General features: G+C 32.9%; 25 protein-coding genes. 2 read left to right on the top strand and 23 right to left on the bottom strand.

What is annotated here, in order from left to right; genetic code table 11:
• Positions 1–96: 96 nt before the first annotated feature.
• From hypE to hypF, 6 genes are all read right to left on the bottom strand, one after another.
• Positions 97–1,104, bottom strand: a complete 1,008-nt coding sequence (gene hypE, locus G9F71_RS09310) for a hydrogenase expression/formation protein HypE (RefSeq protein ID WP_164948974.1) — start codon at positions 1,102–1,104, stop codon at positions 97–99.
• A 58-nt stretch (positions 1,105–1,162) separates the two neighbouring features.
• The gene (gene hypD / locus G9F71_RS09305; protein ID WP_164948973.1) at positions 1,163–2,254 is read right to left on the bottom strand and encodes a hydrogenase formation protein HypD; all 1,092 of its coding nucleotides are present in this window, start codon (positions 2,252–2,254) and stop codon (positions 1,163–1,165) included.
• Positions 2,241–2,465, bottom strand: a complete 225-nt coding sequence (locus tag G9F71_RS09300; protein ID WP_164947890.1) for a HypC/HybG/HupF family hydrogenase formation chaperone — start codon at positions 2,463–2,465, stop codon at positions 2,241–2,243. Before G9F71_RS09300 ends, hypD begins: the two co-directional genes overlap by 14 nt.
• A 42-nt stretch (positions 2,466–2,507) precedes the next feature.
• Entirely contained in the window at positions 2,508–3,173 is a 666-nt protein-coding gene (gene hypB, locus G9F71_RS09295; protein ID WP_164948972.1) for a hydrogenase nickel incorporation protein HypB, read from the bottom strand.
• Between the two features lie 3 nt (positions 3,174–3,176).
• Positions 3,177–3,518 (bottom strand): hydrogenase maturation nickel metallochaperone HypA, encoded by a 342-nt coding sequence (gene hypA / locus G9F71_RS09290; RefSeq protein ID WP_164947888.1) that lies wholly within the window; start codon positions 3,516–3,518, stop codon positions 3,177–3,179.
• Between the two features lie 93 nt (positions 3,519–3,611).
• Entirely contained in the window at positions 3,612–5,894 is a 2,283-nt protein-coding gene (hypF, locus tag G9F71_RS09285) for a carbamoyltransferase HypF (RefSeq protein ID WP_164948971.1), read from the bottom strand.
• Between the two features lie 211 nt (positions 5,895–6,105).
• On the opposite strand from hypF, the gene G9F71_RS09280 reads away from it, so the two are divergent.
• Both G9F71_RS09280 and G9F71_RS09275 read left to right on the top strand, forming a co-directional pair.
• Positions 6,106–6,387: a hypothetical protein gene (locus tag G9F71_RS09280; RefSeq protein WP_164947886.1), complete on the top strand. Its 282-nt coding sequence runs from the start codon at positions 6,106–6,108 to the stop codon at positions 6,385–6,387.
• 304 nt (positions 6,388–6,691) lie between these two features.
• Positions 6,692–7,342: a cupin domain-containing protein gene (locus G9F71_RS09275; protein WP_164948970.1), complete on the top strand. Its 651-nt coding sequence runs from the start codon at positions 6,692–6,694 to the stop codon at positions 7,340–7,342.
• Positions 7,343–7,772: 430 nt separating this feature from the next.
• Here G9F71_RS09275 and G9F71_RS09270 read toward each other — a convergent pair whose 3' ends face one another.
• The 17 genes from G9F71_RS09270 to G9F71_RS09190 form a co-directional block, all read right to left on the bottom strand.
• Positions 7,773–8,573, bottom strand: coding sequence for a Cof-type HAD-IIB family hydrolase (locus G9F71_RS09270; RefSeq protein ID WP_164948969.1), 801 nt, complete (start codon positions 8,571–8,573; stop codon positions 7,773–7,775).
• A 3-nt stretch (positions 8,574–8,576) separates the two neighbouring features.
• Positions 8,577–9,212 carry a phosphoribosyltransferase gene (locus G9F71_RS09265; RefSeq protein ID WP_224626276.1) on the bottom strand — a complete coding sequence of 212 codons (636 nt, stop codon included), beginning with the start codon at positions 9,210–9,212 and terminating at the stop codon, positions 8,577–8,579.
• A gap of 278 nt (positions 9,213–9,490) precedes the next feature.
• Entirely contained in the window at positions 9,491–10,588 is a 1,098-nt protein-coding gene (locus G9F71_RS09260; RefSeq protein ID WP_164948968.1) for an ABC transporter permease subunit, read from the bottom strand.
• A 3-nt stretch (positions 10,589–10,591) separates the two neighbouring features.
• Positions 10,592–11,626, bottom strand: a complete 1,035-nt coding sequence (locus G9F71_RS09255) for an ABC transporter permease subunit (RefSeq protein ID WP_164948967.1) — start codon at positions 11,624–11,626, stop codon at positions 10,592–10,594.
• Positions 11,614–13,239: a sugar ABC transporter ATP-binding protein gene (locus G9F71_RS09250; RefSeq protein ID WP_164948966.1), complete on the bottom strand. Its 1,626-nt coding sequence runs from the start codon at positions 13,237–13,239 to the stop codon at positions 11,614–11,616. Before G9F71_RS09250 ends, G9F71_RS09255 begins: the two co-directional genes overlap by 13 nt.
• 140 nt (positions 13,240–13,379) lie before the next feature.
• Positions 13,380–14,588, bottom strand: coding sequence for a DUF3798 domain-containing protein (locus tag G9F71_RS09245; protein WP_164948965.1), 1,209 nt, complete (start codon positions 14,586–14,588; stop codon positions 13,380–13,382).
• A 568-nt stretch (positions 14,589–15,156) separates the two neighbouring features.
• Entirely contained in the window at positions 15,157–16,527 is a 1,371-nt protein-coding gene (gene bioA, locus G9F71_RS09240) for an adenosylmethionine--8-amino-7-oxononanoate transaminase (protein WP_164948964.1), read from the bottom strand.
• Between the two features lie 21 nt (positions 16,528–16,548).
• Positions 16,549–17,274, bottom strand: a complete 726-nt coding sequence (bioD, locus tag G9F71_RS09235; RefSeq protein WP_164948963.1) for a dethiobiotin synthase — start codon at positions 17,272–17,274, stop codon at positions 16,549–16,551.
• Positions 17,267–18,250, bottom strand: a complete 984-nt coding sequence (bioB, locus tag G9F71_RS09230) for a biotin synthase BioB (protein ID WP_164948962.1) — start codon at positions 18,248–18,250, stop codon at positions 17,267–17,269. The genes bioD and bioB overlap by 8 nt, the downstream gene beginning before the upstream one ends.
• Positions 18,251–18,273: 23 nt before the next feature.
• The gene (locus tag G9F71_RS09225; protein WP_164948961.1) at positions 18,274–18,828 is read right to left on the bottom strand and encodes a biotin transporter BioY; all 555 of its coding nucleotides are present in this window, start codon (positions 18,826–18,828) and stop codon (positions 18,274–18,276) included.
• 164 nt (positions 18,829–18,992) lie between these two features.
• Positions 18,993–19,793 carry a metalloprotease family protein gene (locus G9F71_RS09220; RefSeq protein ID WP_164948960.1) on the bottom strand — a complete coding sequence of 267 codons (801 nt, stop codon included), beginning with the start codon at positions 19,791–19,793 and terminating at the stop codon, positions 18,993–18,995.
• A gap of 151 nt (positions 19,794–19,944) precedes the next feature.
• Complete coding sequence (locus tag G9F71_RS09215) at positions 19,945–20,937, bottom strand: NADH:flavin oxidoreductase (RefSeq protein ID WP_164948959.1); 993 nt, start codon at positions 20,935–20,937, stop codon at positions 19,945–19,947.
• A 115-nt stretch (positions 20,938–21,052) separates the two neighbouring features.
• The gene (locus G9F71_RS09210) at positions 21,053–21,541 is read right to left on the bottom strand and encodes a methylated-DNA--[protein]-cysteine S-methyltransferase (protein ID WP_164948958.1); all 489 of its coding nucleotides are present in this window, start codon (positions 21,539–21,541) and stop codon (positions 21,053–21,055) included.
• 16 nt (positions 21,542–21,557) lie between these two features.
• On the bottom strand, positions 21,558–21,731 hold the full coding sequence (locus tag G9F71_RS09205) for a hypothetical protein (RefSeq protein ID WP_164948957.1): 174 nt from the start codon (positions 21,729–21,731) through the stop codon (positions 21,558–21,560).
• 40 nt (positions 21,732–21,771) lie between these two features.
• Positions 21,772–22,392 (bottom strand): nitroreductase family protein, encoded by a 621-nt coding sequence (locus G9F71_RS09200; protein WP_164948956.1) that lies wholly within the window; start codon positions 22,390–22,392, stop codon positions 21,772–21,774.
• Between the two features lie 199 nt (positions 22,393–22,591).
• A complete protein-coding gene (gene clpB / locus G9F71_RS09195) occupies positions 22,592–25,192 on the bottom strand; it encodes an ATP-dependent chaperone ClpB (RefSeq protein ID WP_164948955.1) in 2,601 nt (866 codons plus the stop codon).
• Between the two features lie 171 nt (positions 25,193–25,363).
• Positions 25,364–25,666, bottom strand: a complete 303-nt coding sequence (locus tag G9F71_RS09190; protein WP_164948954.1) for a hypothetical protein — start codon at positions 25,664–25,666, stop codon at positions 25,364–25,366.
• Positions 25,667–25,833 lie beyond the last annotated feature (167 nt).

Raw genomic sequence — 25,833 nt, 5'->3', positions numbered from 1 at the left:
AAATTCTTTTCATTATGCAGTATTTAACTCTAAATAATCATAATCAAAATAAATAAGACCAGAGATACATAATCCCTGGCTCACCTTTTATAAAATTTAACATATTCTTGGAAGCTGAATTCCAGATGGCATATCAACCAGTCTTTTTCCACCTACTACTGTGTTTAAATAAACCTTTTGACCTAACTCTTGCGTAACTTTTCCGATAATTACAGCATCAGTACCTAGTGGATGTTTTCTCATTACACTCAGTACCTTTTCAGCGTAGGCTCCCGGGACAAAAGCACAAAGTTTTCCTTCATTAGCAATATATAATGGATCAAGTCCCAGCATCTCAGTAACACCTTTTACTTCTTCTTTTAAAGGTAAATTAGTTTCTTCAAGAGCTATAGTTACATTGCTAAACTCACTTATTTCATTAAGCACGGCTGCTACCCCACCTCTTGTGGCATCACGAATAACATGGATCCCGTCATAAGCTTCAATCATTGTGTTTACTAAGGAATTAAGGCATGCACAATCACTTTTTAAATTCCCTTCAAAATTGAATTTATTTCTTTCACACATTATTGTCATTCCATGGTCTCCTAATGTACCATTTATTATGATGACATCTCCCACTTGTGCATTGGCACAATTAATATTAACATTGTCATAAATCCTTCCAATACCAGAAGTGTTAATAAAAATTCCATCCACACTTCCTTTTTCCACAACCTTTGTGTCTCCAGCTACAATTTTTACACCCGCTTCATTAGCTTCTTCTGCCATAGACTTCACAATTTCTTCTAATTTTTCGATAGAAAAGCCCTCTTCAATGATAAAAGCGGTTGTTATGTAAAGTGGTTTTGCTCCACTTACAGCAAGGTCATTTACAGTGCCACAAACTGCCAATTTACCAATATTACCGCCATTAAAAAATATTGGATTTACTACAAAAGAATCAGTAGTAAAAGCAAGTCTCGCAAAATCTATGTCTACTTGAGCTGCATCATTCATTTGATTTAAAATATCATTACCAAAATATTTGAAAAACACTTCATTAATCAATTTATTCGATTCCAAACCGCCACTTCCGTGACTTAGAGTTATAGTGCCAATCATCTAAAACCCTCCTGTTTCCTTATAGGCACAAAACAACTATCAATTGTTATGCCTCCTGTTATTTAATGTCTTTATGATATCTATAATATGCTGCACAGGTGCCTTCTGATGAAACCATGCAGGAGCCAACTGGGTTTTCTGGCGTACAGTGTTTTTTGAAAAGTGGACAATCTATTGGTTTAATTTTTCCTTTAAGAATTTCTCCACATTTGCAGCCAGGACTGCCATCATAATCTTTATAATTAATTTTAAAATGCTTAAGTGCGTCAAAATTTTCATACTCACCATTAAATTCAAGACCACTTTTGGGTATTCTACCAATCCCTCTCCAACTACTATCTACAATATTATAAGCTTTATTTAAATATTCCATGGCATATGGGTTACCCTCAGTCTTTACTATTCTTTTATACTCGTTTTTAATCATATAATCCCTTTTGCTTATTAATTTCACTAATGTATTTAACCCTTGAAGTAAATCTAAAGGTTCAAACCCTGTAACAACTCCAGGAATATTATAAGCTGCACTTAGAAATTCATATGGTTTTGTACCGATAATTGCACTAACATGCCCTGGCAATAAAAATCCATTTATTTTCAATTCTTTGTCCTGAACTAAAACTTCCATAACAGGTGGAACGATTTTGTGAGCCGTAAAGAAAAATAAATTGCTTATATTATCTTTCTTAGCCGTTATAGCCGTAACCGCAGTCATAGGAGCAGTAGTTTCGAATCCTACTGACAAAAACACTATTTTTTTAAAAGGATTTTGCGAAGCCATCATAAGACAATCCATTGGTGAGTATACTATTCTTACATCTGCACCTTCTGCTTTTTTCTTACTTAATGTACCTTTTTTTCCGGGAACTTTCATCATATCTCCAAAGGTTGCAATAATTACATTATTTTTCTGTGAGAGCCTTAATGCGGTATCAATGTAACTTTGGGGCGTAACGCACACAGGACAGCCTGGACCTGATATCAGATTTATATTTGAAGGAAGTATGTCCCGAATACCATATCTGAATATAGCCATAGTATGGGTACCACATACCTCCATAATGTTTATCTTTTCACTAGAAATATTATTTAACTTTTCTACGAGTTTTTTGGAATAATCATTTCTTCTAAATTCATCAACAAACTTCATTTTCAAGAAGCTCCTTAAAAATATCCAAGGTTATTTTTGCTTCTTCTTCATCTACCTTTTGTATTGCACAACCTGCATGTACAAGTACATATTCATTCACAGCTACTTCTGGCACGAGATGCATAAATACTTCTATTTTCATATTCCCAATCTCTACAATACCTTTATTTCCTTCTAAACTTAAAATTTTTCCTGGAACTGCTAAGCACATTCTCGTTCCTCCTTTTCCTCTCTAATTGAGAAATATTATTTATTACATCATTAGTTTTTTATTTTGTATTTTACTCAGTAACCATGAACATATTTCATCTATACCCTGGTTTTTAACACAAGATGTTTCAAATGTATCCGCATTAGCATTCAAAGATTTTATATCTTTATAGAACTCTTCTTTGTTAAAATCAGTAAATTCTATTAAATCTAGTTTGTTTAAAACAATTGCACCACTTTTTTCAAACATGAGAGGATATTTCAGTGGTTTGTCATTTCCTTCCGGGGTACTCAAAATACAAATTTTTATATCTTCACCGATTTCAAATTCTGCAGGACAAACTAGATTACCTACATTTTCTATTACAAGCAAATCAGTCTTATCAAGGGTTAATGCATTTAATGCATTTTTTATCATTTCCCCATCAAGGTGACACGCTCCCCCAGTGTTAATTTGAACCACTGGAACACCCTGAGCCTCTATCCTCTGCGCATCTTTAGTGGTATAAATATCTCCTTCGATTACAGCAATATTTATATCATTTTTAAGCTTTGCTATTATTCTCTCAAGCAGCGAGGTCTTACCTGAACCAGGTGAACTCATTAGGTTTATTACATAGATGCCTTTTTCGTCTAATAATTTTTTATTTTTAGAAGTTATCTCCTCATTTGTTTGAAGTATATTCTTAACTATCTTTATTACACTCATATTTTAATCTCCTTCTATAGTATTTACATAAAACTCATATCCATGAATAATACTAGAACAAAACTTATTACAGCATGGACAAAGTTTATTCAAATGGTCAATTGGAAATTGTTGCATGCAATCTTTACACACAGCTACTGCATTAACTTTTTCTATTTCTAAAGTTGAACCTTCAAGCATTGTATCAATTATACAAATTTTGAATGCAAACTTTAAACATTCTGCCATAACACCAGATAACTCTCCTATTTTTAATGATACCTTGGTAACTTTAGTTAATTTATTTTCAATTGCTTTCTCTGAAACTATTTTAATAACATTTTCAATTATAGATACTTCATGCATATTTATCTCCTAATTAATTTACACTTATTCCTTTATTAGAATATATGTACAATTATTAACTAAAATGTTTTTTGATTATATTTTTTTGATTTTTTATTTTATTAAATCATTTTCTATTATTGCATTGGCTATAATTATCTGCCCAATTGCTACTCCTCCATCATTAGAAGGCAAGTTCTTATGAGTATATACTTTAAAATTATTTTGTTTGAGATTACAATTTATTTTCCTAAGTAAAAAAGAATTTTGAAAAACCCCTCCACTAAGCGTTACTTCATTTATATTTGAATCTTGCCTGATGCGTATGCATATACTCACAGTTATATTTACTATAGTATTTTGAAATTTAGAAGCAATAATTTTAGCGGGTACTCCTTTTATTTTATCTTTTAAAGCCTCAATAATTATTTCAGATGGCTCTATAATATACATATCTTGTTTTATTACTTTATAAGTATAGGATTCTTCAATATTCATTTCTGATATAGCTTCAAGCTCAATAGATGCCTGTCCTTCATAAGTAACTACATCTGTAATTCCAATTATATTTGCCATCGCATCAAAAAGTCTACCCATACTTGAGGTATCTGTGCAATTAATGTTTGAGTTTAAAATATTAATTACATTAATACCTTGATTACCATATAATTCAAAAATCAAATCATAAACTTCTTTTTTATTTTCATTTATACTTAAGGACTTATAAAGATAGGAAACCGCCATTCGAAAGGGCTCTTTAATGGCTTTTTCACCTCCAGGCATTTTTATATAATCAAGATGAGCTACTCTTGTAAATTCAAGGCAATCACAAATTAAAAATTCACCACCCCATATTTTACCGTCGCTGCCATAACCAGTTCCATCAAAACAAACTCCAATCACTTTTTCTTTTAATTTATTTTCAAACATGCAACTAACTATATGAGCATGATGATGCTGCACAGCGATCTTAGGCAAATCATATCCCAAAGCATATTTAGTTGACATATACCCCGGATGCATATCAAACGCAATAAATTTTGGAGAAAAAGAAAATATATTTTTGAAATGTTCAATATTTTTCTTATAATGTTCATATGTTTCTAAATTTTTGAGATCACCATTAAATTGGCTTAAAAACAAAAATCCTTCTTTACTAATACAGAAAGTATTTTTCATATTGGAACCACAAGCTAAGATATTCCTCGTATTAGTCCATTTAAAAGGTTCAGGAACAAATCCCCTCGCGCGCCTTATAATTGTTTGTTGTTTATTTACTACCTTTAATACAGAATCATCAACTGGGACGTGTATTTCACGGTTATGCATGAGGAAATAATCCACAATACCTGAAAGTGACTTTCTTGCAGAACTGTCTTTATACTCTATAGGTAAACCATTTACATTTGCACTAGTCATAATAAGCACCTTAAGTTTTTCTGAAAACAATAAAATATGAATAGGTGTATATGGAAGCATTACTCCTATTGTTTTTTGATTAGGTGCAATATATTGTGGTAAATCGTAGCTTTCTTTTTGGTTTAAAATAACAATTGGCTTTTTTATTCCAGTTAGTATCTTCTCTTCTAACAGGTTAACCCTGCAATATTTCTTTACTGTTTCTATATTCTTTATCATAACTGCAAGTGGTTTATAAAGTCTTTTTTTTCTATCCCTTAAGATACTCACGGAAATTTCATTCAATCCATCACAGGCAAGGTGAAAACCTCCGAGCCCCTTTATGGCAAATATTTTTCCTTCCATAAGCATGTTTTGAGCAAAGATTATAGGATCTTCTATTTCTAATCTTTTACCTTTGAAATCCTCTATCCAAAGTTCTGGACCGCAAGACCTGCAGGCATTGGGTTGTGCATGAAATCTTCTATCTTTAGAATCTAAATATTCACTATTACACTTCTTGCACATTTTAAATTCACTCATTGTAGTCATGTTTCTATCGTAAGGTAATTCTTTGATTATAGAAAACCTGGGACCACAATTCGTACAATTTGTAAATGCATACCCCCTTCTCCTATTGTATAAATTTAATATATCTTCTGCGCAATCACTACAAGTAGCTATATCTGGTGATATTAAAGTGATTTTATCAACACTCTGTTCACTTTCTTTGATTTCGAAGTTGGAATAATTTAATACTTTATCAGCTTTTATAGTCATCTTTACTATCCGAGAAAGAGGCGGAGGATTATTCTCAAGAGCCTGTATAAATTTATCTATATCTTTCTCAAATCCCTCAACATCTATATAAACTCCTTCAGAATTATTATTCACCCAGCCTTTTAACCCAAAAGTTTTTGCTTGATTATATACAAATGGACGAAAACCGACTCCTTGAACTATTCCTTCCACCACAATAAATCTTCTCTTTTTATCCATAATACAACGCCTTTCATATATTTTTTGAATTCTAAAGTTTTAATGTGTACTATATCTTATTTCTTATTATATTCTTATTATATTCCTATAATTACCAGGAGTTTCGATTATATGACCTCGAGATTAGTAGATTTCACCCTTTTTTAAGTAACCTTTGAAAATATAATGAATAAAGTAATAGAGAAGATAATTATTTATTGGAGGAATTGAAGTGCAATTAAAAGGTAGTAACACTGAGAAAAATCTTCTTAGTACTTTTGTTGGAGAGTCAAGAGCAAGAAACAAGAACTTCGACGCTACTGCAAATAACGAAAAGGCTCATGCACGAGAAGTTTTTAATAGGTTTCTGAAAATGAATAAAACTACAGCAGATAATTTGAAAGTTTCTGCAGAAGGAGAAGCTTTTGAGAGTAGCAAATTATATAAACAATTTGAAAAAGAGGCCAGATTAGAAAGTTTTATAGAAATTGCAGACTACTATAAAGAATTATAGGAAGTAGAAGAGGGTCATGATTTAAGACAATATATAAAAATCTATAAGCAGGAATGATGTTTAAAAGAAATACTGAAGTAAAATGGCAATGTATGAATTGTGGATATATTCATATAGGATGACTCCTTACAAAGATTAGGAGTGGAGCTTTCAATCTTTGTTGATAATAAAAAAGTAATGTCTTTAATATTAAAAATATAATAGTTGCCTGTCTCAATAAATTCTATGAATTATTAAAACAAATGCACACTTCCTATACATAGTACATAAGATAATATGGAAGTACTTAGAAAGGAATAAAAAAATGGATAATCCTTATAACCCTTATCCATGTTCCTACTGCCAATATGTAGCGAGGTGTAGCTCAAAGGATATGATTAGCGCCTATGGAACATACCCTTACTACTATAACCAACCAATGTATATTCCATATTTTACAAGACAATTTGCTGATGAAAATTTCACTTATAATGGTGAATTAGATTATGATTCAAGACTTGATATTTCACAATCAGTAAGTTATAATGATCCAATTATATTGAAGGATTATGGACCACCACCTTATGTAGTTGATATTGATAAGGCTACTAAGCAAAATAATAATTATCGTACCACATTATGGACAGGCAACCATTTACAGCTTACTTTGATGAGTATCAAGGTTGGGGGAGATATAGGTGTGGAAGTTCATCCAGTAATTGATCAATTTATACGCATTGAGGAAGGACAAGGAATTGCTCAAATGGGACCAAGTAAAAATAACTTGAATTTCCAAAGAAATGTATATGATGGCTTTGCAATATTTGTACCTGCAGGCACATGGCATAATGTAGTTAATACCGGTAATAAACCTCTCAAATTATATTCTATCTATGCTCCGCCTCAACATCCACATGGTACTATTCATGCTACTAAAGAAATAGCACATGCTGGCTCAATGAATAGCGAGCGTTAGTACTAAAGGGTTTTGTATAAATTAAAAGCCAATTAGCAAACAACAACTTCCAGTTATTGTTACGTCCCCCGAGGTCATAGCCATCAAGTTAAGGAAATACCTTAATATTACCCTATTAATTATAACATTATTTAAAAAATAATTTACGAAAATAGAGTGGATTAGACCAAATTTGGGGGCTTAATCCACTCTTTGTTTTTTGTTTCTGTGTTAAATATTATATAATTAGTTAATATGTGTATTAACTAATTATTACATATATATATATATATATAAATGTAATATTAAACATTTACCCTTGTCTTACGCTATGCACTTGGCACTATTAACCCGTGCTAGGGACTTTCACCCTTTAGATTGTGCCCATGCTGGGCGCACAGCAAAAAACGTATTGTGCCTTTTAAATCACAATACGTTTACAGCTAATTGTTTATTTTAGTATAAATTTTTCTAGAACATGCCTAACTCCATCTTCATCATTAGATTTGGTTACAAATTCAGCAACATTTTTTAAATAATCTGGGGCATTTCCCATTGCAACTCCAAGACCCGCATACTCTATCATATCCATATCATTAAAATTATCTCCAATAGCAATGATTTCTGCTCTTTTTACATTAAATTTAAGCGCTAAATTTTCTAGAGCATTTCTCTTATTTGCCTCTTTATGAACAATCTCAACAAAATGGGGTAATGAAAAATAAAAATTTAGTTCTTCCTTATATAATTCATATAATTTTCGTGTATGATGCTCAAGATTATACTTATCACTACTATTAAACATTATTTTAATAATTGAACCATCTAAAATCGACTCAAAATCATTTACAATTTGAGGTTTTGCATGATCTAGTTGCATATGTATATCTATATTTTCACTATTTTCCAGAATATATATATCATCTTCCCTATAAACACTTACTGATAACCCAGCTTGCTCACAGTATCTTATAATTTTTGACGAAAGTTCTTTATCAATTTTCTTTATATCATATACTTTTCCTGTTTTAGAACATTTAATAAGGGCTCCATTACAAGTTATTATAGGAACATCTAGGTTAAGCATATTTGCAAATGCCATAGCTGCAAGATACATTCTTCCTGTTGAAAGCGTGAATATCACACCTTTTTCTATAACCCTATTTATAGTTTCCACAGTCTCTCTTGATATCTCCAGTTTTGGAGTAAGAAGGGTCCCATCCATATCTACCGCAACAAGCTTATACTCCATAAGTTATCCCCTCAATTCATTCATAATTATAAATACTTCCTCATCTGTAACTTGCTTAAAATTTTCATAGTATGAACCCACTGCATAAAACTTTTCTGGTATATATAGGCATATCACCTCATCAACATGCTCTTTAAATTCTTCAATAGTTTCCCTAGGACCTACAGGAATAGCTAGAATAATTTTCTTAGCTCCTTGTTTTTTAACAGCCTTAATTACAGCAAGGATTGTAAATCCAGTAGCAATGCCATCATCAATAATTATAACCGTTTTACCTTTAACCTCAGGAAATGTATCAACTCCACGGTACTCTTGCATTCTTCTCTTAATTTCCCTTGTTTGCTCCAAAACTTCCTTCTCAATATAGTCTTGTGATATACCAAGCATTTTCACATAATCATTGTTTAAAAAATAACTACCATCCACAGATACTGCACCTATTGCAAACTCCTTGTTATGTGGTGCACCTATTTTCCTTGGAATAATCAAATCCCATTTAAGCCCATACCTTTTTATTGTGTCATAGGCTACTGCAATACCTCCTCTTGGCACCGCAAGTATAATTACATCTTCATCTTTAAATTTGTAAAGACTATCAGCTAATTTTTCTCCTGCATCCATTCTATCTAAAAACATCATTTTACCTCACCACTTTTTAAGTTAATTTTTTATTAAGGCTCCCGTATTTTATAATCATACCTCTATATCTATACTTCCAAAGGTTGAGAAAAATTATCCCTAAATTTTTATATTTGCATTAGAAAACCTCTGTTCTCTTTTGCAGGATATTCTATTTAAAGTAAAATTTCACCAAAAAAACTAAACCCTAGAGTTTAAAGTATACTTCTAACGCTAGGGCTTAGTTTTTCCATATAATTTACACTAATATATTTCTAACACATTTATCATTTACTAACCTATTTTTCCATATCTAGCTGAAAACTGTGCCGCTCCATATCTTTATCCTTTTGTCGTTTCCAAGCATGTAGAACTAGCGCTATGGTAATAACCCCATAGGATATAAACATACGCAAGTATTCACCAATCATAGCCGACCCAGTAATGTTTTTGCCTGCCATAGGCATAACTATAAACATCAAATGAAACAGTGCAGTACCAATAATGGCATTTGGGATAGAAGCTTTAGTAACCGTTGCACCACCAACTAAAAGTGATGCAGCTGCAAAAAGGCCTGCTTGATCTGCTCCATTATAGGTGTTCATAGTTCCTATATTTTGCAGATAAATTATTTGTCCAAAGCAAGCAAGGACTGTTGAAATTATGATGGACTGAATACGTGTCTTATTAACAGCAATTCCTGCAGTATCAGATACATTCATGTCAAGTCCTACAGCTCTCATATCCTGACCCAGTTTTGTTTTTCTAAACCAAACAGTGAAGAAACAAATCAAACCTATAATCAAAAAGGTTCCAACCGGAATATTTATACCATTTATATTTATTAAAATTAGTTTATCAAATCCTTTAGCTACACCCAAGTTCAAGGCATTACGTACACCATACCCTTTAGAAAGCAGCAGTGAACTAGTCTTAAATGGAATTACATTTCCGCACATGTATAAAAGAAAGAATTGATAAACACCAAGAATAAAAAAACCTAGAATCATGCCAGTAACCATTTCACGGCCTTTAGCCCTATTTAGTACCACACCACAAAAATATCCAAGGCCTATTGCTATAGGAGCTGCAACAAGTGCCGCAAGGAGTAGCCCTGGAGCTCCTGTAATACCCCAGTCAGTAATAAATATCAATCCAATTTGACCTGCCATAGCACCTAAAACCATCCCAAAGTTGATACCCATTCCCGCCATAATAGGAAGCAGCAGTGCTAATACTAGGAAAGAGTTTCTTGCCAGCCTGGTTATAATCTGATCCACCAAAAAACCTCCAGAATACCCCGAAAGCGGTATTGCTATTATGCTGATGATTAAAAACATTAATGGCACAACACTACCCGTAAGTAATGGACCTATTTTTTTCTTATCAAATTTCATGACCTACCTCCCTTTCCGAGTCAGTGCATATACAATCAATCCGTTAGAAACTATTATTCGGATGATTTCAGATACGTCAATATTGATCGCACTGTTTATGACTGACGGCGTCATTGTCAAAATACCTTGAAACAAAAATGTTCCAATAACTACATTGGTGATGGTTGCTTTGTTAACGCAGGCACCTCCAAGGAGAACAGCTGCCACCGATGGAAAGACAAACGCTGTGGGTCCATTGTACATTTGAACAAAACCAAATCCTTGCTCAAAAACAATCATACCAACTGCTGCTATCATTGTTGACAGCATTACTGATACTAGTCTCATTTTATTAATATTAATTCCTGAAGCCCTTGCATAATTTGGATTAGAGCCCACTGCTGTTATAGCAGTGCCAAGCTTTGTTTTAAAAAAGCCCCAAACTATCAAACACATAAGACTAAAAAATAAAAGCATTCCTATAGGTATAATTAGATATTTTGAAACAGGAATTTTGAAGAAATCACTAAGTACATGTATCCAGTAGTCTTCAATACTAATTGTGGTTCTGAGCCCCTCTCCTTTGAAACCCATAACACTTGCTGGATTTTTAAAGGGAAGTTTGAGCCACAATATGTTCATTAAAAAGACGAATGAGAAACCCACATATGTGGCTATAATCATTTCATCTCCTTTAACACGGTTAAGTAGTAGTCCATAAAGAAAACCCAAAACTGCGGCCATAGCAAGGCCAACTAAAAAGGCTACTCCAATCCCTGCCATACCTGTAAGATTAAACTCTAGGCTCACCACAGCTCCCATCATTCCTGATATAAGGCCTACTGGAACACCAAAGTTCAGCCCGCATCCTGATTGAATCATAGGCACCATAGAAAGTACCATAATACCACTCATACCAAAACGCACAATAACATCATTTAAAGATGTGTCAACTCTTACCCCGAAAATAGGAGCCACAATAAATAATGCTAAAAGGAAAATGGCAATGATGATGCGAGCCCATCCAAAATTCTTGATGAATTTATTTATCTGAGCCATATTTTTTCACCCTCTTCGTTTATCTTAAATTCTCCGGCCATTAATAACCCAAAATCAACTACTTCTGCATCTGGTGGCAGAATACCAAATATTTTTCCTTCACAAACAATAGCTATCCTATCACTAATAGATCTAAGTTCTTCCAGTTCTGATGATATTATAACTATAGTTGTATTGTTTTCTTCATTATATTTTCTTAATGCATCTAAAACCAATTTTTTTGCTCCAACATCAATACCACGGGTAGGTTCAGAGACAAATAATAGCTTCGGATTCATAGCGAATGCCTTTGCAAGGCAAACCTTTTGTTGATTTCCCCCTGATAAATTTCTTGCCTTTTGACGCTGACTAGTGCACCTTATTTCTAGTGACTTTATATATTCCAGGGCACATGCTTTCATAGCTTTCTCGTCACGCCACTTAATCGCCCCCCCTAAATAACTTTTAAGAAATTTATTTTGAACTTGCATGGCATTAAAAGCAATATTCCAGTCAATAGGTTCATCTAAAAGTAGTCCAACACCTCTACGATCCTCAGATACAAACACTATGCCACTTTGTAGTGCATTTAGTGTATTGTTTAACTTGAGTGGTTTACCCTCAAAGAAAATCTCCCCACCGCTGGCAAAAAGTCCCATAATTCCATTAGGAATTCCAAGCTTACCTTGACCTGCAAGACCACCAATACCTAAGATTTCACCCGTGCGTACCTTTAATGACACATTTTTAATTGTTTCACCAGGCATATCCACCCAGAGATTTCGAGCTTCAAAAATAATATCTTTTTCATCAATTTTTACTAGGGGCCTTATATATTTGGCTTCTTCATCAACATCCCTACCCACCATCCATTCAGCAATCTGTCTTACATCCACACCCTCTGATGGTGTTTCCACCACAACTAACCCATCACGAAGTACAACAATAGTATCGCAAATAGATGTTATTTCATGAAGTCTGTGGGATATAAATACAATAGAAATACCTATATCAGCCAGCAGTCTCATTGATCTAAGTAAAATCTCAGCCTCAGATTCTGTAAGTACTGCAGTTGGCTCATCTAAAACAATAAGCTTAACCTGACTTCTGTCAATTTCACGTGCTATTTCTATAAATTGCTTATGTCCAACTGGCATCTCGGATACCAAAGTTTCTGTATCTATCTGAACTCCTAATGTATCTATTGCTTTTTGAGCACTCTTTCGAATTTCTGGTAAATCTATAGTTTCTAACCGTTTACCTAGGACCTTTGAAAGCAAACTTTTCTTGGTCTTTTCCATGTTAAGAAGTACATTTTCTCCTACCGTAAACCCAGGAATTAATGAAAATTCTTGGTGTACCATTCCTATTCCTGCTTTTAATGCATCCACAGGGCTTTTAAATTTAATTTTTTCTCCATTTAAATAAACAGACCCTTCGTAACCACCAGTTTCAGAAATCACCTTCATACCAAATAAGATATTCATCAGTGTAGATTTGCCTGCTCCATTCTCTCCAACAAGTCCCAATATCTTTCCTTTTTCAAGTGTGAAACTTATATCTTTAAGCACCCTGTTTCCGTCATATTCTTTGCCAACACCTTCTACTTTAAGTAGTACATTATCTGTAGACAATAAATTCACCTCTTATCATCCAATATAAGGAAAATTACTTTGCACACATATGCAGGCAAAGCAATTCACACTTATTTGGTTATAATAATACATTGAGAATAGTCTCTAAAGACTGCTTCCTAATGTTCAATGTTTTTTGTTTATTTTATGGTCTTATATACTGGAGGAACCACTTCTTTACTGTTACCTAGGTATCCTTTTCCAAATACATAAGTGTCTTGATAAACCATTACGTGATTTGAAATTTCTTTTCCACTAACTCTATCTGTATACAAGGAACCATTCCACTCAGCTCCTGGTGTATATTGACCAAATGCCTTTATTACATCAGCAAGATTGCCCTTTTTCATTGTGCCTTCTGCTACACCTTTACCATATTCTACCAAACCTTCGCTAGCTGTGTATCCATAAGAATATGCCCATGTACCCATTCTTCCTGAACCACCTTTAGCTACTACAGTTGCTTCAACTTTTTTCAATATCTCAGGCCAGTTTCCAGCTTCTGCTTTTAAATCAATACCAAATGCTCCTGGATATCCCATTACTGGTGAAGGAAGATCTGGTTCAACAAATATCGCTCCCAGTTCTGCAACACGTTTTAATAATGGCTCTGTCTGAGCATCATTTGTGCAGAAAAACGCTGTATCTTTTCCATATTTTGCAACCCATGCTGGCATTTTTTCAAGAATAAACTGTTGTGCTCCTGGAATTCCAACGTCACTTGTTGGGTCTGGAGCTGTTTCAAATACAAATTTAATTCCTAAGTCTTTACAAGCTTGTTGCATAATGTTTTTTCTGAGTGAAAGAAGTTCTATACTCATATGTCTAGGGAAAGAAATGTGCACGAAAGTTTTTGCGCCCATCTTTTTCGCAGCCAGTATCATAAGGTATCCACGGTTTACATTATCAGGATCCACAACTAAATCCGCAGCTTCTTCAATCATAGCAGTATCTTCTTGAGAAGAGTTAGCTAACAGTAATATATCAGGCCTTTTTTCACGAATCTGTTTAAATGCTGCAACAGTACCTGGAACTGCTTGATTTACCACAATTACTTTCATGTCTGCATCATCTGCAAGACCAGTAATTGTACTAATAGTAGTTTCTAGTTCTTGCGTAAAATTATCTGGATAAGTAACATGCTTTATCATTCCGCCAGAAGCTGCATCGCCATACTTTTTAATCATTGCTTCAGCACCACGCAGATCATCCTCACCCTGCGATACAGTACCAGTAACAATACCAATGTGCATCTTTTTAGTCTCAGTTACAGCAGGTTTTTTTGCACACCCTACCATACCAAATGTTAGAATTAAACTTAAACCAATAGCTAATGACCTTTTTAACATCTAGAATCCCCCTTTTTATTTTTCAGAGCAAAGCTCATATATAATACAAAAATTCTAAGTGTAATAGCTCCCTCTACAGAAGGAATTAATTTTACAAAGAATTTGGCATTCAAGTTATAGAATGTAAGCAATTTGAATAATTTCAGAGAAATCCTGCACTTTTATAGTGAATATTTGTTCATTCATTATAAAAACGGTTTTTTGATAAAGGATATGTTCATGTTCTTCAATCAATTAGAATATTGCCATGTTTTCATTACAATTATTGTAATTTATTCAATGTTCTGCATTAACAGTATTGTTACAATATTTTATTCTTTGTCAAGATATAAATAACTTATAAGCTCGTAGATCTACACTCCCACAGGAGTTTTTTTGTTCTTCTTTATAAAGTATATGCAAAATGCTTGTTATATTATGCGATTTATTCCTTTTTATACAAATTAAAACTCTCACAAATTAATTCAAGAATGACTATTAAATTAATTATTTATGCATTTTCATCTTCTCTATATAAAGAAAAAGCATTCAATCATAAAAGATTGAATGCTTTTTGGTGCCTCAATTGCTACATATCAGTATAGTCCCCACCTGCGTTTTGCTGGAAATATTCTTCTATACTTTGAAAGCAAGTATTTACCATAAACTCTATCTCCTCTTGCTGTATAATGTATGGCGGAATAAAATAAAGTACATTTCCTATAGGTCTGAGCAATAAACCTTTTTTAAGCGCAATTTTGTAAATCGCGTATCCTGCTCTCATGTCAAAGGGATAACTTTCCTTTGTCTTTTTATCTTTTACTATTTCTATAGCTGTTATCATACCTATACTTCTTACTTCACCTACATGCTTCAAACCTTCTGCCTTTTTTAGTGTAAGTTTTCTTATAAGTTTGCCTTTTTCTATATTGTTTTCTATAATATTATCTTCTTCAAATATCTTTAGGTTTTCGAGTGCTATGGCGCATCCCATAGCATTACCTGCATAAGTATGACTATGTATAAATGATTTTCGCTCTTTATAATCTCCATAGAAACAATCATACACTTCATCTGTAGTCATAACTACGGACATAGGCATATATCCAGCAGAAATTCCTTTTGAAAGGCACATAAAATCTGGACTTATTCCAGCATGATTACAAGCAAACATCTCTCCAGTTCTGCCAAAGCCCATTGCAATCTCATCTGCAATAAGATGAGTGTCATATTTATCACAAAGCTGTCGAAGTTTTTTTAGATAAATTGGAGAATATATCTTCATTCCTGCAGCGCCTTGAACCATAGGTTCAACTATTACTGCACTTATCTCATCGTGATTTTCCATTAAACATTTTTTCATATTTTCAAAACACTCCGCGTTACAATTTTCTCTATTTAAACCATATTTACACCTATAGCAATCTGGTCCTTCTACTCTTAAAGTGTCTAAAAGGAGGGGCTTGTATACCATATTAAACTCATCTATATCGCAAACAGACAAGGCACCCAAAGTTTCTCCATGGTATGCATCGCTTAGGGCTACGAACCTTTTCTTTTTAGTATTTCCCTTTTGCATATTGTAATGAAAGCTCATCTTTAAGGCTATTTCTACCGCTGAGGACCCATTATCAGAGAAAAATACTTTTTTAAGCTTATCTGGTGTTATATTTACTAGCTTTTCTGCCAGCTCTATAGCAGGTTTATTTGAGAAATTTGCAAATATAACATGTTCAATACTGTCTATTTGTTTTTTTATGGCATCATTGATTCTCTTATTACTATGCCCTAGAGTATTAGTCCACCAAGATGATATACAATCTAAATATGCATTTCCATGTATATCATAAAGCCAAACCCCTTCCCCTTTTTCAATAACTATTGGATTAAGCTCCTCATAGTCCTTCATTTGTGAGCAAGGATGCCATATATATTTTAAATCCTTTTCTACATAATTCATATAAATACCTCAACTTTCATTTTATAATTTATCCATACATTCCTCTATAGTCTTAGCACTAAAAGCAGCCTCTGCATTTATCCTTATAGCTTGTACCATATTTTCTTTTAGGTTTTCAATCCTCTTAAACTTACCTATAATGGTTACTTTAGTGAGTTTTTCTATCATATTAATATTGTCATTGCAAATCACATTTTCTATATAATTGTTTATTATAATTCCTTTTATCTTAATCCCAAGAGATTCTATATATTTAACAGTTAGTACTGTATGATTAATTGTTCCTACCCCCGCTCTTGCCACAATAATAACGCTCATATTTAAATCCACAATAAGATTTTCAAGGGTATATAATCCTCTTTCATCATCTATCAATGGACATATTATTCCACCGCTACCCTCCGCAATTATATAATCATATTTTTTCTTTAAATAATCGTATTTTTCTCTTATTACATCTATTTCAATAGACTTGTTCTCGAGTTTTGCGGCAAGATGAGGAGATACCGCGTTCTTATAAACATAGGGTGTTATATTAACGTAATCTTCTTCTAAATTACTCACATCACAAGCAACCAAAGCATCACCTGGAATAAGCTCATTGCCTACTTTGATAGCCCCACTAAGCGCTGCCTTAAAATATGTAGCATTATATCCATTACTCCTAAGCACATGAATAATCCCTGCAGTTACAACAGTTTTACCCACATCCGTATCTGTTCCAACTATAAATATCCCCTTAGCCATTTTTTCTAACCTCCAGATTTAACTCACTTACCATTTTCTTATCATCACATATTTTATTACCTGATGTTGTTAGGTAGTTTCCAGTGATTGTAGCATTGGCTCCTGAATCAAAACAATTTTTACCAAACTCATCTATGCGATTTCTTCCCCCAGCAAGTCTTATAAGTGCTTTTGGATTCACCAATCTGAATATGGCAATAGTTTTTAGTATTTCCTCCTGGTTTAAGCTTTCTGCCTTTTCTAGAGGTGTTCCCTCAATTGGATTCAATACATTTATAGGAATAGATTTAACACCTAAATCCCTTAACAAAAAAGCTAGCTTAATTCTATCTTCAAAGCTTTCTCCAAGGCCAATAATTCCCCCAGAGCAAACAAGCATTCCAGCCCTTGATGCTGCATTTATAGTATCTAGTCTTTCATCATAACTATGAGTTGTACATATGTTTTCATAGTACTCTCTGCTAGTTTCTAGGTTATGATGATACATTGTTATCCCACTCTCTTTTAACTTAAGCAATTGCTCATATCCAAGTATACCCAGCGAAGCACATAAATCCATTTTTATTTCCTTATTTAGCTCTTCATATATATGTAAAATCTTTTCAAAATCACTTTCAGTAGGTCCTCTACCACTTGTCACTAATGAAAATCTATTTACTCCCTCATTTTCATTTTCCTTTGCTAGTTTTAAAGCATCTTCTTTTGAGACTAATCCATACTCTTCTACATTCGTATTATAATGAGCAGATTGCGCGCAGAATTTGCAGTCCTCAGTGCAGCGTCCTGATTTTGCATTCATTATGCTACAAAGATCTACTTCCCTTCCACAAAAATATCCTCGCACTTTATTCGCAGTATTGCATAATAGTACTATATCTTCTTTTTCAGCAATGCTAGTTAATTCTATTGCCTCTTCAAAACTTATAGCTTGACCTGATAAAACATTTTTCTCTATGCTCTTAATAAATTCTTTCATGTTCTCCTCCTCTTTTATTGTTTTTATTCTATATATCCACTTTTTTTTAATACGGGTATTAATTTTATTGAAATATATGCTGCAAATATTGTTAGTATCAAATCCCCAGCTATACAAACCACAAAACCATAAAAAAATGCAAAATAGAAAGAAATATTTTTTCCTAGGTATAAATTATAACTAATATATAAATATGCAACTCCAAATAAATATATAAAAAACAGACCAAAAAGTAGCGTAAATATAGTCTTTAAAAAAGTTAATTCCACAACATTCTCTCTTATTTTACCTATAACATAGGCCGCTACTATAAAGCCAATAAGATATCCAAAAGTAGGTTTAAATATGTAGCTAATACCTCCCCCTTCTGTAAATACAGGCAGCCCGCAAAGTCCAATGACCACATAAATTATTTGCGATAATGCGCCTAATCTCGAACCTAAAATTATGCCAGCTAACGCACAAAACAAATATTGAAGGGTAAATGGCACGTATGGTATTGGAACCTTAATAAAAGCTCCAATTGCTGTTAAAGCTGCAAACATAGCTACTAAAATTAAATTTCTTGTATTTTTCATAAATATTCCTCCTTTACACCATGGTACATACTAATAATAATGGAATAGCCCCCAATTGTAAACCATAATTATTTTTTCGGTTTACAATTGAGGGCTATTCACTATTTTTTTTGCTTATTTATTAGACTTTGGTAAGAATAACAATTATTTCAGCAAATATTAAATTAGTTCTTTATTATTGATAGAAGTAAACTTACAATGTACGTTATACTAGAAAAAATCAAGGATACTATGAGAAATCCTATTAGTACAATATTATACTTCAATATACTTTCAGCCACAAAAAATCTTGAAAAGCCAAAAACATTGACAACTAATATTAAAAGAAATATTATAATTAATCCTTTAGAAGCACCTTTAATATCCGCAGAACTTAAAGATATATGGGATGAGATACATATAGCCAAAAATAAGAATAGTATAAAGTACGGATTTGCTAAGTTATTCATTGAAAAAATTGTTTTTATTAAATCAATATAAGAATTCAATATGACCTTTATTGTTTCCGGACTTATACTAGTTATGTTTATATTATTTAAAGATATATTTATAAATTCATTGTATGTCTTCGGAATCATTATGTGCATTAATGCAATTATAACGGAAATCCCTCCGAATATAGGAGCAATTCCTATAAAAAAATTACCTGCTTGTTGATATACACTATTAGGATTATACGCATGACTTACATACCCAAGTACCCCATTTTCATCTCTCCTCTGCAAAAGCACCACTTTTTTAATTTTGTGTCCAAAGAGAACACAAAAGATAGCATGGGACATTTCGTGTATGGGAACCCCTATAATGCCTGTAATAGCAACTGCCTTCCAGCCAAAACTCCTTTGAAAATTTTCCATCGAATGGTCCCTCAAAAATCCAAGAATAAATCCTACTAGAATTATCATTCCTGTCAAATATAAGGTATCAACTATTGTCTTTATTATTGTGTTTACTAAGAAGTCCATCTAATCATCCTTTCAAATTTTGCTGCGTATTTATTTCTAATTCCAATAACTCACATGAAGTTATAAAATCATTTTAGATTCATAATAAGAACGCCACCGACTCTTATAAATCGATGGCTTACTACTTTAAATAATTCTATCTTTTTGATACTTATTTAAGCGTTTCAATAGCATTTTGGGCCCACTTAGAGTCTTTATATATAGCTCTAGCTACACCAATAAGATCAGCTTTTCCTTCTGAAAGAAGTTTTTCAGCTGCATGAGCCTGCGTAATTCCACCAGTTAGTATTACTGGAATTGACACAACTTCCTTTATAGCTTCAGTTAACGGCGAGAAGTATCCTTGGCTATTATTGCCGGTGACAGTATATCCACAAAATCCTCCAGATATATCAAGAACATCTACTCCTGCCCTTTCAAATTCTAGGGCTGCAGCTTTACTATCTTCAATTGTACTTCCACCTTCCATATAATCAGAAGCTCCTAATCTAAGAAGAATTGGAAAATCATTACCAACAGCATCTTTTACTGCTTTAATAATATCTAAATGAATTTTAATTCTTCCGAGTATTTCTCCACCATATTCGTCATTTCGTTTATTAGAAAGCGGAGAAAAAAATTGATTTAGAAGATATCCATGAGCAGAATGAATCTCTACCCCATCAAACCCAGCTGCTTTTGTACGTAGTGCCGCCTTCGCAAATTCTTTGATTATAATTTTAATTTCACTTTTAGTAAGTTCCTTTGGAACACTACCTGTTCGAGGGTTTGCTATAGCTGAAGGTCCCACAGGCTCATATCCTGTGATATCTATTTTTGCGGCACTTCCAGCATGATTAATTTGCATTACTGTTTTAGAGCCATTTTTATGAATAATATTTGCCAGTTCTTTAAGATCCTCCACAACATTATCCTCTGCTATAGAAAGCATTCTTTCACTAGCCTTTCCCTTTTGCGCAATAAAACTATGTTCTATAATAATTAATGAAATATACCCACCCTGGGATTTTTCATCATAATAATCTAATATCTCTTTACTTACCCTTCCATCCTGTTCAGATTTAGAGGTAGCCATGGGTGGCATAACCAATCTATTGTTAAAAGTTAACTTACATTGCTCTAGTGGTTTAAGTAAATATGACATTTTTAGGCCTCCTTGTAAATATTGATTTATTCTTAATTTTCATTAGTTCAATAAATCCTTATTTAATTATTTTATCACATATACTATAACTTCATAAGGTCTTAAAATAATATATCTATAATCTGCAACCCAACTGGCTTTTTGAATTTTCCCTCTCATGTTCTAAAAGCCACTGCTTTCTATTAATCCCACCAGCATATCCTGTTAAGCTCTTATCAGATCCAATCACTCTATGACAAGGTATAATTATACTAATAATATTTACACTATTAGCCTTACCTACGGCTCTTGCAGCCTTTTCATTTCCAATGGCAATAGCTAATTCCTTATAAGATAAGGTTACCCCATAAGGTATTTCCGTTAGTGCATCCCAAACCTTTTTTTGAAATTCAGTGCCTTGTACTTCGCATTTTATATCAAATTTTTTTCTTGTTCCTTTAAAGTATTCATCAAATTGTTGAATAACGTCCCTCAAAATTTCCGATTCTTCTGTACTTTGCTTCATCTCTTCTACAAACATAGCTGAAATTACTGCATCGTCTGAAGTTATTATTTCTAATACTCCAATAGGTGAATTATAATATCCATGATATTTTTTAGTCATTTAGATACCTCCATAACTAGAATGTAGCATAGGCTTCCCATCCTTTCCAACTCATTGATAATTTCTCTATGTCCTTTATTGCAAGCTTTTTATCTAATCCTAAAATACCTTTTAATGCACTATAATCAAAGAAAAAGACCCCCAAAATTAAGGCGATCTTGCACTTTTTCGAGCTTTTATTTTTACTCATAACATATTTATTAAACTTTAATAATGCTTTTTCTATATAATTAATAAAATTTTACAAATTCAGCAGTAGGCTTTCTATAACCTCTTATTTTACTACTACTTTTGTCCATTTTACCCATGGTAATCATAATAACTGGCACTTCATTTTCTGGAATATTTAATAACTTACTGATTTTATCTTTATCAAAATATATCATTGGACATGTATCCCAGTCTTTATTCTTAGCTAAAAGCATAAATAACATTGCTGATATAGATGCATTCCTAATAGCTTCATCATGCTGAAAACCTTTTCCACCATCTTCATATACATGATTAATGCTATCAATTAGAATTTGGTATTCAGTTTTATCTATCATTCCCAGCATCATTGACCCTTCATATATGGTTTCAGCTGATAAATAAGCATTTTTATCTCCAGTAACTATTATTGTTGCTGAAGCAGTTTTTATTTTATACTGTTTAAAAGCCGCATCATAAATTTTATCCGTTAATGATTTATCTTCTACAACATAATAATTAGCATGTTGTAAATTAAATGCAGAAGGCGCCAATGAGAGTTCTGTAAATATTTCATTAAAATCTTCTTTTGGTATTACAACATTTTCAATAAATTTGTTAGCCGATCTTCTTTCTCTTACAATTTTTAAAAACTCATTCATTATATAATCTCCTCTTTCAAAATAATTTTTGTTTTATCTAGACGCATGTCCAACCCTATTATGTTAAATAACTGTTTCATTGTCAATTATTATTAATATCTGCAAAGGAATAAAACAAAACATAACCTAATATAAAAAATCGAGGACTAAATCGCATCTCTGCAACCTAGTTCTCAATTTTTACTAAAACTAAACACAATTATTGAATCTTTTCTATTATGATTTGCTGATCTTTAGCATCTACCCCAATGATAGAGCCCTCACTAATATCTCCCCTGATAATTTTCTTAGCGATAGATGTTTCTAAGACATTTTCAATATATCTCTTTAGTGGACGTGCACCATAAATTGGATCATAGCCTTCCTCTGCCATAAGCTCTTTAGCACCATCAGTCACTTTCATTGATATATTTTTGTCTTTAAGCCTGTTTTTTATTTCTTCAAGGAATATATCTACTATACCTTTTATTTCTTTTGTATCTAGTGGTTTAAATAGTATAATATCATCCAATCTATTTAAAAATTCCGGTTTAAATTTTGACTTCAGCTCGCTCATAACTCTATCACGAATATATTGCTCTATACCTCCACTTTCTTTGTTTTCCAAAAGATAACTACTTCCAATGTTTGAAGTCATAATTATTATGCAGTTTTTAAAATTAACAATTTTACCTTGATTATCTGTAAGCCTTCCATCATCTAGTATCTGAAGAAATATATTAAACACATCTTCATGAGCCTTTTCTATTTCATCAAATAATATAACACTGTAAGGTTTCCTCCTAACAGCTTCCGTAAGTTGACCACCCTCTTCATAACCTACATAACCTGGTGGAGCTCCTATAAGCCTTGATACAGAATATTTTTCCATGTACTCTGACATGTCTATTCTTATTATACTTTCTTTACTATCAAATAGAGTTTTAGCTAATGTTTTTGCAAGTTCAGTTTTTCCAACACCGGTTGGTCCAAGGAATATGAAGGAACCAATAGGTCTTCTTGGGTCCTTCATGCCTGCTCTTGCGCGGATAACCGCATTTGAAACCGCAGTTACCGCTTCTTTTTGCCCAATTACTCTTTCTGATAACACTTCTTCAAGCCTTAGGAGTTTTTTTCTTTCTCCTTCTACTAGATTTGCTACAGGTATTCCAGTCCATTTTGATACTATCTGTGAAATTTCACTTTCTGTTACCTCTTCTTTAAGCATAGCTGTTTCATTATTTTCATGTATAACTGCTTCTTTTTCTTTTATCTGAGCTTCTAGTTTTGGAATTACTCCATATTTAAGTTCTGCCACTCTGCTTAAATCATATTCTCTTTCTGATTTTTCTATATCCCCTCTGTAGGCATCTAGCTCTGCTTTTAAATTTCTAATTTCAACTATCTTAGATTTTTCTTTTTCATATTTTGCTGTCATTTCATTATCTTTATCTTTTAAATTACTTAATTCTTTCTCCAAGACTTCCAGCCTTTTCTTTGAAGCCTCATCTTTTTCTTTTGATAGTGCATTCTTTTCAATTTCTAGTTGAAATATTTTACGTTTAGTCATATCCATCTCAGTAGGCATACTATCTATTTCAGTCCTGATCATAGCACAAGCTTCATCTATAAGATCTATTGCCTTATCTGGTAGAAATCTTGCGGTTATATATCTATCCGAAAGTTTTGCTGCGGCTACTATGGCTGAATCATGAATTCGTATCCCATGATATATTTCAAATTTTTCTTTGAGACCTCTAAGTATTGACACAGCATCCTCAACAGTTGGCTCCTCAACAATTACTGGTTGAAACCTTCGTTCTAATGCCTTATCTTTTTCTAGGTATTTTCTATATTCATCAAAAGTAGTTGCACCAATACAATGAAGACTTCCTCTGGCAAGCAGTGGTTTTATCATGTTTCCTGCATCCATGGAACCCTCTGATTTTCCTGCTCCCACTATATTATGAATTTCATCTATAAATAAAATTATTTTACCTTCACTATTTTCTACCTCTTTAAGCACTGCTTTAAGTCTTTCTTCAAACTCACCTTTAAATTTTGCCCCTGCAATAAGAGCTCCCATGTCTAAAGAAAATACTATTTTGTTTTTAAGTCCTTCTGGTACATCTCCCTTTACAATCCTTTGAGCAAGTCCCTCCACTATAGCAGTTTTGCCTACTCCAGGCTCTCCTATAAGTACAGGATTATTTTTGGTCCTTCTAGAAAGTATCCTTATAACCCGCCTAATTTCTTCATCACGTCCTATGACAGGATCTAATTTATGCTTTTTAGCTTGCTCCACAAGGTTTGAACCATATTTTACTAGAGCCTCATAAGTACCTTCTGGATCAGGATTCTCCACTCTTTGATTTCCGCGAACGGTTGAAAGTGCATTCAAAAATTCTTCTTTAGTTATATTAAATTTCTTTAAAATATCTCCGATTTCTTTAGTTTTAACATCCATAAGCCCAAGCATTACATGTTCCACACTTATAAACGAATCTTTGAATTTTTTAGCTTCATCTTCTGCACGAACAAAAACTTCCTCAAACCTTCTAGTGGCATAAACAGATGCAGTATCTGCACCACTTCCTGTAACCCTAGGCATTCGGTTTACTTCTTTGTTAATATCCTCATTAAGCTGCTTTATATTCACTCCCATTTTACTGAATATATTAGGAATGAGACCATCCTCTTGAGCAATAAGTGCTGCAAATAAATGTATTGTATCTATTTGCTGATGATTATTTTTTACTGCTATTAATTGAGCCTCATTTAATGATTGTTGAACCTTTACCGTTAGCTTTTCTACATCCATAAAATAACCCTCCCTTTAGTAAGAATATTTATACTATTATTATATCACTAACTAATCTATTAATGCTAGATGCTATCACCGCTACTCCTTAGCCTGGACACCCAATATTTAGTAATTCTATGTAAAAACAACAATAAAAAGCACTTACCTAAGTAAATGCTTTTTCGTATATTATTTAAGCATTGCCTGTGCTATTTGTATAAGTTGCTCTTTACTTAATGCTTCGAGATACCTTTGGCGTTCCGTAAATGTGCACTCTTCTAAAAGTCTTTTTTCTTTACTAGTCTTTATATAAATACCAGAAAGCGTTGAATCTTGACTACTACAATCCATATAATGTCTTTTCCAAATGTTATAATATTTTGTTGCGATAATCTCACTATAACCTTTCTGCATTAGTTTCATAATTCCTGTTTTTCTATCTTGTTTTTCACAGCATTCACAAAGCTTATATATTTCTTCCAGCTTAATCATTTTTCTTTCCCTTCTTCCTTACCCGCAAGGAACCATAAAAATAAGGTTTCCTGTTTATTATCCATCTATACAGAATTTCTAAGTTTATTAATAATTCCCTCCAAAAGTAAAAAGGCCCAGAACATAAATCTGAAACCTTATTTTTCCAATCGAAAATCCAAAAGAGT

Source organism: Clostridium sp. FP2 (assembly GCF_011065955.2).
Taxonomy (GTDB): Bacteria; Bacillota; Clostridia; order Clostridiales; family Clostridiaceae; genus Clostridium_AD; species Clostridium_AD tagluense.
Note: the sequence above shows the minus strand (reverse complement) of the source record. Positions and strands in the feature narration are given on the sequence as shown.